Annotated in this window: 9 protein-coding genes; 5 read left to right on the forward strand and 4 right to left on the reverse strand. The window is 71.8% G+C overall.

The features are described from left to right. Positions 1 to 35: 35 nt before the first annotated feature. The gene (locus ACFOVU_RS14315) at positions 36 to 1412 is read right to left on the reverse strand and encodes a serine/threonine-protein kinase (RefSeq protein WP_378533770.1); all 1377 of its coding nucleotides are present in this window, start codon (positions 1410 to 1412) and stop codon (positions 36 to 38) included. Between the two features lie 186 nt (positions 1413 to 1598). Here ACFOVU_RS14315 and ACFOVU_RS14320 point away from each other — a divergent pair, with 186 nt between their 5' ends. From ACFOVU_RS14320 to ACFOVU_RS14340, 5 genes are all read left to right on the forward strand, one after another. Further along, positions 1599 to 2192: an RNA polymerase sigma factor gene (locus ACFOVU_RS14320; RefSeq protein ID WP_378533772.1), complete on the forward strand. Its 594-nt coding sequence runs from the start codon at positions 1599 to 1601 to the stop codon at positions 2190 to 2192. Between the two features lie 135 nt (positions 2193 to 2327). Beyond that, positions 2328 to 3089: an isoprenyl transferase gene (locus ACFOVU_RS14325; RefSeq protein ID WP_378533774.1), complete on the forward strand. Its 762-nt coding sequence runs from the start codon at positions 2328 to 2330 to the stop codon at positions 3087 to 3089. A gap of 363 nt (positions 3090 to 3452) precedes the next feature. Further along, positions 3453 to 4724, forward strand: a complete 1272-nt coding sequence (locus ACFOVU_RS14330) for a PhoH family protein (RefSeq protein ID WP_378534055.1) — start codon at positions 3453 to 3455, stop codon at positions 4722 to 4724. Between the two features lie 227 nt (positions 4725 to 4951). Continuing rightward, a complete protein-coding gene (locus ACFOVU_RS14335; RefSeq protein WP_378533776.1) occupies positions 4952 to 6532 on the forward strand; it encodes an alkaline phosphatase D family protein in 1581 nt (526 codons plus the stop codon). Between the two features lie 409 nt (positions 6533 to 6941). Next, on the forward strand, positions 6942 to 7580 hold the full coding sequence (locus ACFOVU_RS14340; protein ID WP_378533778.1) for an aggregation-promoting factor C-terminal-like domain-containing protein: 639 nt from the start codon (positions 6942 to 6944) through the stop codon (positions 7578 to 7580). Between the two features lie 132 nt (positions 7581 to 7712). Here the strand turns inward: ACFOVU_RS14340 and ACFOVU_RS14345 are convergent, their stop codons facing one another. The 3 genes from ACFOVU_RS14345 to ACFOVU_RS14355 all read right to left on the reverse strand — a co-directional run bounded on the left by ACFOVU_RS14345 (position 7713) and on the right by ACFOVU_RS14355 (position 11917). Beyond that, the gene (locus ACFOVU_RS14345; RefSeq protein WP_378533780.1) at positions 7713 to 9464 is read right to left on the reverse strand and encodes a serine/threonine-protein kinase; all 1752 of its coding nucleotides are present in this window, start codon (positions 9462 to 9464) and stop codon (positions 7713 to 7715) included. Positions 9465 to 9819: 355 nt separating this feature from the next. Continuing rightward, positions 9820 to 11214 (reverse strand): class II fumarate hydratase, encoded by a 1395-nt coding sequence (locus ACFOVU_RS14350; protein ID WP_378533782.1) that lies wholly within the window; start codon positions 11212 to 11214, stop codon positions 9820 to 9822. A gap of 106 nt (positions 11215 to 11320) precedes the next feature. Further along, positions 11321 to 11917: a DUF1707 SHOCT-like domain-containing protein gene (locus ACFOVU_RS14355; RefSeq protein ID WP_378533784.1), complete on the reverse strand. Its 597-nt coding sequence runs from the start codon at positions 11915 to 11917 to the stop codon at positions 11321 to 11323. Positions 11918 to 12090: the final 173 nt, after the last annotated feature.

Below are 12090 nucleotides of genomic sequence, written 5' to 3' on the forward strand. Positions count from 1 at the left end.
TCCGCCCGGAGCCCTTCACCCCCCGCCGGGGCCGGTCAGACGAGCCGGGTCCCCGCGATGATCCGGTTCACCACCTCGGGGCGCCGGTCCGGCTGGCGGACCTCCAGATAGAGCGTGCGGTCGGCGGTGGTCGAGCGCAGGGCCGCCATGGTGAGGGCGCCCCCGCAGTCGGGCCAGTACCACACCTCGCCGCGCCAGCGCCGGTCGGCGAACGTCCGCCGCTCCACGCGGCCCGCGCAGGGTACGGCGCCCACCGTCGGCGTCAGCCCGTCGGCTCCGCCGGCCCCCCTCTCGCGGGGGAGCAGCGCGGCGAACACACCCGACACCGCACCGTCCCCGTCGCCCCACGCATCGATGTCGGTGGCCACCAGCAGGCCGTCGTCCACCGCGTCGGGCTCCCCGTCCACGCCGGGCGACAGCCCGCTGTGGAACTGTTGCGCCCAGGCGCCCGGGACCGCCAGGTGGAGGTCGCCGGCCGCGGCCCGCACCGCGGTGAACTCCAGCCCTGGTGAACCCGCCGCGGCGGTGGTCCCGAACGCCAGCGCGGTCACCGCGGCGGCCACGGCCGCGGTGCGCCGCCCCACCGGGCGCAGCCGCGACGCCCAGGTCCTCCGGCGCGATCCCGGGCTCATCCGGATGGCGCGGATCCGGTCGGTGAACGCCTTGGCGTCGGGCGGGCGCTGGCCTCGGTCGGCCGAGAGCGCCGACATGATCAGCGCGTCGAGCTCGCGGGGCAGCCCGGGGCGCAGCCGGCTGGGCGGCACCCGGACCGGCGGTTGCGGCGGGCGGCGGCCGGTGAGCAGCTCATAGGCGACCGCCCCCAGGGAGTAGACGTCGGCCCGCACGTCGAGGTCGCCGGCGGGGCTGCCCTGCTCGGGCGACATGTACCCCGGCGTGCCCGCCGCCTGGGTGAACCCCGACGCCCCGTCGATGGCCTTGGCGAACCCGAGGTCGGCCACGAGCACACGCTGCCCGACCGGCGACGACTGCAACAGCACATTGGACGGCTTGATGTCCCGGTGAATGGTGCCGTGCCGGTGCAGTACCGTGACACCCTGGCCGATTTCGGTCAGGAGTCGCAGGGCTTCGTCGAGTTGCAGCCGTTTCCGTGCGATCAGGTCGGCGACGCTGCCCTGGTCGGCGTAGGGCATGACGAAGTAGGGCCGGTCATCGGGGAGGGTGCCGATGTCGTGCACACGCACGAGCCAGGCGGAGTCCGCCTGTCGCAGTATTCGCGCCTCCTCGAGGAACCGCTGGTGGATGTCGAGCTGGTGGGTCCAGTTCTCGGCGAGGACCTTGACGGCCACGGGGGTGTCGAGCCGGTCGTCGTGCGCGAGCCAGACCGTTGCGAACGAGCCCGATCCCAAGTGTCGTATGACGCGGTATCGGCCGAACGTGTCCGGTTGTGCCACAGGTACTGCTTTTACCAGAGCCGGGCGGGGCAAACGTCCGCCAGCGTGCGGGAGCCGGGCGTCCGATCTTCCGGATCGCGTAGAGAACCGACCATGGTGTGAACCTCGTAAGTATGTAAGTAGCGGATGGGCGTGTGACAACTAAGACGGCATGTGCGTCTTTTCGACAGCAGGGAGTTACCAGCCGTGCGAAAAATTGACAAGGGCTCGGGATCCCGACGTTCGGCCGCCAAGGTCGACGATTCCCTCGAAGAGCTGGCGCGACGTGCGCGCGACGGCGACTCCGACGCCATCAACGATCTCCTCCGCAGGATCCAGCCCGAAGTGCTGCGCCGGTGCGCCCGCTTCCTGCCCTACCGCCAGGACGCCGAGGAGGCGTGCCAGGACGCCCTGCTGAGGGTGGCGCGCAACATCGGCTCATTCAAGGGCGATTCGCTGTTCACCACGTGGCTGTATACGGTGGTGTCGAATTCGGCGCGGCAGACCTACCGGTCGATGAAGCGACGCTCCGCAGAGCTTCCGACCGAGGCCGACCGCATACCGCAGCAGCGCGACCCGCGCACCACGAGCGTCATCGCCGGGTCTCGGATCGATCTGCTGGAGGCCCTCGACCAGCTCGAACGCGACCGCCCCAACCTGGTCGCCCCGCTGGTCCTGCGCGACCTCTGCCAGATGGATTACAACGAGATCGCCGCTGAACTCGACCTGGCCCTTGGGACCGTCAAGTCCCGGATCCACGAGGGCCGCAAGCACGTGCGCAAGTCGCTGGCCGTGACGTAACGGACTCAAGCCGCTTACTCTGATGTGTGGAAACGCGCATCACCAGGCTTGGGGCGCCGCGCCGGGTCCTGTGATGAGGGAACCCGGAACCGTTCCGTGGGTCCCCTTCGACGGCGGCGAAAGGGAGCAACGTCCATGGGGTTCCGTGATCCCCTGTACTGGCTGTACGAGCGTCGGCTGGAGCGCAAGCTCGGCAGCTACGAGATCCCCCGGCACGTCGGGGTGATCCTCGACGGCAACCGCCGCTGGGCCAAGGCCAGCGGTCTGGCCAGTGTGGAGCAGGGGCACCGCGCCGGCTCCGACAAGATCTTCGAGCTGCTGGGCTGGTGCGACGAAGTCGGTGTGCAGGTGGTCACCCTGTGGCTGCTGTCCACCGACAACCTCGCCCGCCCCCCTGAACAGCTCGAACCCCTCTTGCAGATCATCGAGGACACCGTCACCCGGCTGCGCCGCGAGGGCTGGAACGTCAACCCCGTGGGCGCGCTCGACCTGCTGCCCGATTCCACCGGCCGTGTGCTGAAAGAGGCCGCCGCGGCCACATCCGGCGGTTCCGGCCTGATTGTGAATGTTGCGGTCGGGTATGGAGGAAGGCGTGAGATCGCTGATGCGGTTCGGTCGCTCCTCCTCGCGGAGGCGGCCAAGGGCACCTCTATCGAGGAGCTGGCCGAACGCCTCGACCTGGAGCACATCTCCGAGCATCTCTACACCCGCGGCCAGCCCGACCCCGAGCTCCTCATCCGGACCTCGGGGGAGCAGCGGCTCTCCGGCTTCCTGCTCTGGCAGAGCGCGCATTCGGAGTTCTACTTCTGCGAGGTCTTCTGGCCTGCCTTCCGCAGAGTCGACTTCCTGCGCGCGCTCCGGTCCTACGGCGCGCGGAACCGACGGTTCGGCTCCTGAGCACCGCCACCCCAGTCCACACCACCGCACAGATCGGAGGAAAACCCCCGTAACCGGGTGTTCACACGCCATGCGACCTGGGGGTCTTGCTCTTTTGGCGCAGCCGGGTACCGTCGAAACCAGTGGATGGTGCGCATCCGTCCACTCGGGAGGCCCCGATCGTTTGAGGTCCTGGTCATTGAAGGAGCTCATGGTGACGAGGGCCGGTCCCGGCCCTCATGGGGCTGGTCCCGGTCCTTGGATTCCCGTGAGACCAGGGCACCCCGGTGCCCAAGGGGAGAACGAGTGGCTAGTTCCTCGACCTACCGCCGTGACCTTGACGCCCCTGCCGCCCGCGGGGAGGTGAGCCAACGGCGGATCTACGTGCTCGACACCAGCGTCCTGCTGGCCGACCCGATGTCGATCACCCGGTTCGCCGAGCACGAGGTGGTCCTGCCGATCGTGGTGATCACCGAGCTGGAGAGCAAGCGGCACCACCCCGAACTCGGGTACTTCGCCCGCGAGGCGCTGCGCCGGCTCGACGACCTCCGGGTCGCCCACGGCAGCCTCCACGACGACGTCCCGGTCAACGAGCACGGCGGCACGCTGCGGGTGGAACTCAACCACAGCGACCCCTCCGTCCTTCCCGCCGGGTTCCGGCAGGGCGACAACGACACCCGCATCCTCACCGTCGCGTGCAACCTGCGCGATGACGGTGGCGACGCCGGCGTCGTCCTGGTCAGCAAGGACCTGCCGATGCGCATCAAGGCGTCGTCCATCGGCCTGGACGCCGACGAGTACCGCGCCGAGCTCGCCATCGAGCACGGCTGGACCGGCATGGCCGAGCTCGAAGTGCCCGCTCACGAGATCGCCGAGCTGTTCGACGGCGGCACCGCCGACATCGAGGCCGCACGCGACCTCCCCTGCCACACCGGCCTGGTCCTGGTCTCCGAACGCGGCAAGGCCCTGGGCCGGGTCCTGCCCGACAAGTCGGTGAAGGTCGTCAAGGGCGACCGCGACGTCTTCGGGCTCCACGGGCGCAGCGCCGAGCAGCGCATCGCGCTCGACCTGCTCACCGACCCCGACGTCGGCATCGTGTCGCTGGGCGGCCGGGCCGGCACCGGGAAGTCGGCCCTCGCCCTGTGCGCGGGGCTCGACGCCGTGCTCGAACGCGGGCTGTACCGCAAGGTCATGGTCTTCCGGCCGCTGTACGCGGTGGGCGGCCAGGAGCTCGGCTACCTGCCCGGCACCGAGAACGAGAAGATGACGCCGTGGTCGCAGGCGGTCCACGACACCCTTTCCGCCGTCACCACGCCCGAGGTCATCGACGAGGTCGTGGAGCGCGGGATGCTGGAGGTCCTCCCGCTCACCCACATCCGCGGCCGGTCGCTGCACGACGCCTTCGTGATCGTCGACGAGGCGCAGTCGCTGGAGCGCGGGGTGCTGCTGACCGTGCTCTCGCGCCTCGGCGAGAACTCCCGCGTGGTCCTCACCCACGACGTCGCCCAGCGCGACAACCTCCGGGTGGGCAGGTACGACGGCGTCGTCGCCGTGGTCGAGAAGCTCAAGGGCCACCCGCTGTTCTCGCACATCACCCTCACCCGCTCTGAGCGCTCGCCCATCGCGGCGCTGGTCACCGAGATGCTGGAGGGCTGACAGGGCAGGGCCGTCGTGCTGTCTCCATGACGGCCGGTCCACCGCACCGCTTTCACGCCGCCGGGCGGGCCCGCGGGCCCGCCCGGCGGCGGTGTTTCCCCAGGCCCCAGGCGCCTGCGCGTTCACGGCGGCGTCGGCGGCCGTTGGGCCGCAGGTCGCGGCCGGGGTGTAGAAACCACGGTGCGCCCCCCGCACCCGCGCACCGCCACGACGAGGAGACCGCGCCCGTGACCGTCCCACCTTCCCCCGCAACCCCGCCCCCTCCCCGGCCCCTGCTGTCCCGCCGCTCCCTCCTGCGCTACGGGGCCGTGGGGATCGGGGCCGCCACCGCAGGCTCGATCGCCGGCGCCCCCGCGCTCGCCCAGGGCCGCAACCGCCCCGTTCTCACCCACGGCATCCAGCTGGGCGACCCGCGCGGCGACGGCGCCGTGGTGTGGACGCGCGCCGACCGCGCCGCCCGCATGGTGATCGAGGTCGCGACCCGGCCCGACTTCGCCGATGCCCGCACCGTCCGGGGTCCCCTGCTCACCCCTGAGAGCGACGGCACCGGACGCCTGCGGATCACCGGGGTCGAGCCCGGCCGCGAGGTGTTCGTCCGCGTTAGCGCGGAGTCCGGCCGTGCGTCCAGCGAGGCCGTCGAGGGGTCCTTCCGCACCCCCGGCGGCGGTGACCGCCCCATCCGCTTCGTGTGGTCGGGCGACGTGGCGGGCCAGGGCTGGGGCATCAACCCCGACATCGGGGGGATGCCGATCTTCCGGGCCATGGCCGAACGCGACCCCGACTTCTTCCTGCACAGCGGCGACGTCTGCTACGCCGACGGCCCCATCGAGGAGCAGGTCGCCCTGCCCGACGGCCGGACCTGGCGCAACCTGGTCACCCCGGAGAAGACCAAGGTCGCCGAGACCCTGGCGGAGTTCCGCGGCCAGTACGCCTACAACCTGCTCGACGACAACCTGCGCGGCCTCACGGCCCGCGTCCCGCAGATCGTCCAGTGGGACGACCACGAGGTCACCAACAACTGGTACCCGGGCGAGATCCTCCAGGACGACCGCTACACCGAGACCCGCGTGGACGTGCTGGCCCGGCGCGCGCACCGCGCGTTCCACGAGTGGCAGCCGATCGTCCCCACCGAGGCGGTCGACGGGCGCATCCACCGCCGGATCGGCTACGGCCCCGACCTCGACGTCTTCGTGATCGACATGCGCCCCTACCGCGACGCCAACTCGCCGGGCGAGGAGCCGCTGGAGCGCATCCTCGGCCGGCGGCAGGCCGACTGGCTGGTGCGCTCGCTGAGCGAGTCGACGGCCACCTGGAAGGTCGTCGCGGCGGACATGCCCATCGGCGTGGTGGTGCCCGACGGCGACGAGGACATCGAGGCCGTGGCCAACGGCCTGCCCGGCGCCCCCCGCGGCCGCGAGGCCGAGATCGCCGACGTGCTCCAGCGGATCCACCGCAACGGCGTGCGCGACGTGGTGTGGCTGACCGCCGACGTGCACTACTCCGCCGCGCACCACTACTCCCCGGACCGCGCCGCCTCCGGCACCGAGTTCTCCCCGTTCTGGGAGTTCGTCTCGGGCCCGCTGCACGCGGGGGCGTTCGGACCCAACGAGCTCGACCCGACCTTCGGCCCCGAGGCCGTGTTCGTGTCCGCGCCGCCCGAACCGAACACCTCCCCGCTGGACGGGTTCCAGCACTTCGGCGAGGTCGAGATCGACCCGGAGAGCAAGGAGTTCACCGTCCACCTGCGCGACATCGCCGGCGAGAGCCTGTGGTCGCGCACCCTCACCCCCGAGGGCAACGCCTCCTGACGGACGCCGTCGGCACCGCGGGCCCACACGCCGAGTGCGGGCCCGCGTCGCATATGCCACACTCGGCACCCCCTCACCCTCAGTGTGTTCGCCCTGGTATCGGCCGTTTCGCCCCTAACTGTCGGTAATGTGATTCAGGCCATATTTCAAAGGGTGTTACGGGGTCGTGATCATGCGGCATGGTTGGTCCCGTTTCTGAAGGAGCCCCTTGGGACGCGCGTGGCGCATCGTCGAGATGCCCCCCGATCACCCGCGCGCGTGACCTCCAGCGACGACGGCGGCCAGCCAGCGATCACTGCGCGCCACGTCACGTCCGTCGCCTGCACCCCGATGACAGCATCTGCGAGCCCAGGGGCCGTGGTCGATCGTGCGCGTATCGCTGGGCGCACGGCTGACGAAAGGGCGATTCTTGCTACTCAACCGGATCTCGCTGCGGGTCGCCACGGCGGTCGGCTCGGCCGCGATGGTCGCCGGGGCCACGTTCGCCGTGTCCGCCTTCGCGGACAGCGGCGAAGAGCCCGGCGACACCGCGGCCTCCGCCGTCGTGCCGCCCCAAGCCGATGACACCGGGGCCGACTTCTTCGCCGACGCCCCCCAGATCTCCGAAGAAGAGCTCGCCGAGCAGCGCGCGGGCGTCCAGAACCTCATCGAGGAGGCGGGCGGGACGGCCAGCGGCTCGGCCACCGCCACCGAGGAGCAGGAGGAGGAAGAAGAGGAGGAGTCCGACTCCGGTTCCTCGATCCCCTCGGGCGACCCCAAGGAGATCGCCCAGGCGATGCTCGCCGACTTCGGGTGGAGCGCCGACGAGTTCAGCTGCCTGGAACCCCTGTGGGAGAAGGAGAGCAACTGGAACCCCTCCGCGGAGAACCCCAGCTCCGGCGCCTACGGCATCCCGCAGGCGCTGCCCGGTAACAAGATGGCGACCGCCGGCAGCGACTGGCAGACCAACCCGGCCACCCAGATCACCTGGGGCCTGGGCTACATCGAGGACCGCTACGGTTCGCCGTGCGAGGCCTGGGACCACTCCGAGGCCAACGGCTGGTACTGACGGCCCGGCCGGCCCGGCACCGGACCGCATCGGCGGGAACGGTGCCGGCGGGCGCCGAGGACGGCCCCCGCGATCACGTCGATCGCGGGGGCCGTCCGTGTTCCCGGTACCGTTCGCGGCGGCCGATCCCGACTAGACCGGCTCGAAGGAGTCCAGGACGCTCTCGTACATCCGGCGGTGGTCGCCGGCCTCGTCGGCCGGTACGTTCATGGTCACCGCGAACGCCTCCTCGCCGATCATGATGATGTGGGAGGTGAAGTGCCGCGCGGGGGTGGTCCATCCGCCGGTCTGGAACTCCGCCTCCAGCGTCGCGACGTCCCAGTCCGCCGGGAAGCCGGAGTCGACCGCGGCCATCTCCAGGGTCCGGTACTCCGTGACCTCGCCGTCCTCGCGGAAGCCGTTGTCGTCGAACTCCACCCACCCGTAGCTGGTGCGGGGGTCGGACGGGCCGTTGTCCCAGGCGTTGACGTAGATCGCGACGTCCCGGTCGGCGCGGCGGAAGTAGACGTAGGTCTGGGCGGCCTCCGTGGTGTCGTCGACCTCCCAGCCCTGGGGGTAGTCGACGTTGAAGCGGTCGGATTCGAAGCGCTCGTAGGTCGTGGTGTCCATGCGCACCAGCGAGACCACCGCCACCACGACGATCACCAGGCCCAGCATGCCCACGCCCATCATGGCGGGGATGAGGACGCTGCCGCGGCGCCGGTCGTCGCCCGGGGGGCGCGCGGGAGGCGCCGGCGGCGACGGGGCGGCGCCCCAGGGCGGCACCGTGCCGCCACCGCCGGGCCCGGGGCCGGAGAAGGCGCCGTGGGCGGGCCGGGGGCCCGAGGGGAACGGCGTGTGCGGGCCCGGGGCCGATGGGTGCGGGGTGTTCGGGCCGGGGGCGGTGTGCCCGGCGCCGGGATGCGGGGCGCCGACGTGCCCGGTGCGGCCCGGGTGCCCGCCGGTGACGGCCCCGGGGAAGGGGGTGGGCGGCGCGGCCGGGTGCGGGGTGTGCGGCGCGGGACCGGAGAAGGCCTGGGCGGCCGGGTGGCCGCCCGTCGCCCCCGGGCCGGGGCCCGCGGTCTCCAGGTCGCCGAGGAGCGCCAGGGCGGCGTCGGCGGTGAGGCGGCGGGCGGGGTCGCGCTCCAGGAGCCCGTTGATGAGCGGGGCGAGCGGGCCGGCGCGGTCGGGGCGGGGGATGGGGGCCGACAGGACGGCGGCGATGGCGGCGGTGATGCCGTCGCGCTGGAACGGGGAGCGGCCCTGGAGGGCGGTGTGCAGGGTGACGCCCACGCTCCACAGGTCCGAGGCGGGGGTGGCCGCCTCGCTCTGGAGCCGTTCGGGCGACATGTACTCGGGCGAGCCGATGAGGGTGCCGGTGCGGGTGATGGTCGAGGAGCCTTCGACGGTCGCGATCCCGAAGTCGGTGAGGACGATGCGGGAGTCATCGCAGACCATGACGTTGCCGGGCTTGATGTCGCGGTGGACGACGCCCGCGGCGTGGGCGGCGCGCACGGCCTCCAGGAGCGCGGCGGCGACCTTGGCGGCCGCAGCGGGGGTCAGGGTGCCGCGTTCGGCGAGCTCCTCCTGGAGGGAGCGGCCCCGGATCAGCTCCATGACCACCCAGGGGTGGCCTTCGGCGTCGAAGACGTCGTGGACGGTGATGACGCTGGGGTGGGCGATGCGGGCGGCGGACTGGGCCTCGCGACGGACGCGCGCGTTGGCCTCGACCTTCTCGTCGTCGGTGAGGTGGCCGGGGAGCAGGACCTCCTTGACCGCGACGTCGCGGTCGAGCTGGGAGTCCCATGCGGCCCAGACGACGCCCATGCCGCCGCGGCCGAGTTCGCGGCGGAGCTCGTAGCGTCCGGCGATCACGCGGGTGCCGTCGCCGTTGTCCACTGACATGTATCGCCTCTCGGGGGGAGCGGGCGTGAGAAGGTCATCAAGCAGGTTACTTCGACCGCCGGAAGGGTCGGCGATGTCGGTCGATGCACCGATATGCCGGGAACGGTAGCGGCCGGCACCGACGCAAAAGGGCCGGCGCGCGGGTGGCCCCGCACACCGGCCCAGGCCCCGGCGCGGCGCCGGGGGTGCGCGCTAGTCCCTGTTTTTCGGATCATTCCGGGCTCGCGACCACCAGACGCCGCCTCGCTGCGCCGATTGCGCTCGGACAGCCAACCAGGCTGACCTTCGCGAATCGGCTTGCGACGCGACGCCTGGACGGCCGCTCGCTATTCCGAAAGCATCCAAAAAACAGGGCCTAGGCGCGCTGGGAGTTCGTCATGCTCAGCACGTCGAGCGCGTCGTCGAGCTGGGCCTCCGTCAGCTTGCCCGCCTCGATGTAGCCGCGCTCCAGGACCACCTGCCGGATGGTCTTGCGCTCGGCCAGCGACTGCTTGGCGACCTTGGCGGCCTCCTCGTAGCCGATGTAACGATTCAGCGGCGTCACGATCGAAGGGCTGGACTCCGCGTACTCGCGGCAGCGCTCCTCGTTGGCCTCGATGCCCGCGATGCAGCGGTCGGCGAAGACCCGCGACACGTTCGCCAGCAGCCGGATCGACTCCAGGACGTTGCGCGCGATCAGCGGCAGCTGCACGTTGAGCTCGAAGTTGCCGGAGGCGCCGCCGAAGGCGACCGCGGCGTCGTTGCCGACCACCTGCGAGGCCACCTGGAGCACCGCCTCGCACAGCACCGGGTTGACCTTGCCCGGCATGATCGAGGAGCCCGGCTGGAGGTCGGGCAGGAAGATCTCGGTCAGGCCGGTGCGCGGGCCCGAGCCCATCCACCGGATGTCGTTGGCGATCTTGGTGTGGCCGACGGCGATCGTCCGCAGCTGGCCGGAGAGCTCCACCAGGCCGTCGCGCGCGCCCTGCGCCTCGAAGTGGTCGCGCGCCTCGGTCAGCGGCAGCCCCGTGGCCGCGGCGATCTCGGCGATCACCCGCGCGGAGAACCCCTCGGGAGTGTTGATGCCGGTCCCGACGGCGGTGCCGCCGAGGGGCAGCTCGGCGACGCGGGGCAGCGACGCCTCCAGGCGCTCCACCCCGTAGCGCACCTGCGCCGCGTAGCCCGCGAACTCCTGGCCCAGGGTCACCGGGGTGGCGTCCATCAGGTGCGTGCGCCCGCTCTTGACCACCGAGGCGAACTGCTCCGCCTTACGGGACAGCTCGCCCTCCAGGTGGCGCAGCGCCGGGATGAGGTCGTTGACGACCGCCGAGGTGGCCGCGATGTGGATCGACGACGGGAACACGTCGTTGGACGACTGCGACGCGTTGACGTGGTCGTTGGGGTGCACGGGCAGCCCGGAACGGGCGGTGGCCAGGGTCGCGACGACCTCGTTGGTGTTCATGTTGCTCGACGTGCCCGATCCGGTCTGGAACACGTCGATCGGGAACTCGTCGTTCCACTTGCCCTCGGCGACCTCCAGAGCGGCGTCGCGCACCGCCTTGGCGAGGTCCTCGGGGACCACCCCCAGCTCGGCGTTGACCTTGGCGGCGGCGGCCTTGATGTGCCCCAGCGCCGCGATGTGCGCGTGCTCCAGGCCCTGGCCGGAGATGGGGAAGTTCTCCACCGCCCGCTGGGTCTGCGCCCGCCACTTGGCGTCGGCGGGGACCTTGACCTCGCCCATCGAGTCGTGCTCGATGCGGAATTCACTCATTGTTCGAAGACACCTCCAGGAAACTGCGTCCAAGACTGCCAGATTCCCCGGTCAGCGGGCCCGGCGGCCCCGTGTGACCCGTGCGGGCTTCGGTGGGGCCCGGCGGTCACTCCAGCGAGCGGCGCTCGCGCCGCCGGGGCAGCCAGGCGCGCCGTCTTCGCGGGGCGCGTACCGCGAGCGAGCCGAGCACGCTGAACCCGTCGATCTCCACAACGGGGGCGTCGCCGCGCCGCGGACGCCGGGCCGTGGTGATCCGGCGGCCGAGGAAGGACCAGCCGCGCAGCCGGACCTCGACGCCGTCGGGCACCTCGATGTCGACCCGGCCCAAGACCGCCCAGGCGCCGATCCGCACGTGGTTGCGCATGAGCAGCGCGTCGCGCAGGTCCAGCCGGACGGTGCCGCCGATGGCGATCACGGTCTCGCGCGCCTGCACCACCCACCGGCCCGAGCGTTCGGTATTGGTGAAGAACACGCCGAGCGGCTCGGTGGGCAGCCGGATCGGCTGGGCCTCGGGAGGGACGAGGTCGGCGGTCACCGGGGGGAGGTCGCCCAGGGTGCGCGCCCGGTAGACGTGTTCGGCGCGGCCCTCGAACTCGGTGATGTCCAGCCGGCCGTCCTCCACCGCCGAGCGCAGCACGGCGATCACGCGCTCCCGGTCGATGTGGGAGGCCCGCAGCCGGTCGGGGGTGACACCGTCGCTCACGAGAACTCACGTTAGCCGCACCCGCGGGTGGGGGCGTCCGGGGCAAGCCTGCCCGGCGGTGCCGTGTGCGGTGCGGGGTGGCTCGGTAAAAGGGGCGGTGCCCCGGCCGGATGGGGACCGGGGCACCGCGTGCGGGGCGGAGCGGGGGCGCCCCGCGGCTGGGGGCACGGGCC

It is taken from the genome of Nocardiopsis sediminis (assembly GCF_042650565.1).
Taxonomy (GTDB): domain Bacteria; phylum Actinomycetota; class Actinomycetes; order Streptosporangiales; family Streptosporangiaceae; genus Nocardiopsis_B; species Nocardiopsis_B sediminis.

Coding starts and splice junctions, on each gene's coding strand:
- ACFOVU_RS14325 (WP_378533774.1), top strand. CDS start 2,328: ATGGGGTTCCGTGATCCCCTGTACTGGCTGTACGAGCGTCGGCTGGAG.
- ACFOVU_RS14345 (WP_378533780.1), bottom strand. CDS start 9,464: ATGTCAGTGGACAACGGCGACGGCACCCGCGTGATCGCCGGACGCTAC.
- ACFOVU_RS14350 (WP_378533782.1), bottom strand. CDS start 11,214: ATGAGTGAATTCCGCATCGAGCACGACTCGATGGGCGAGGTCAAGGTC.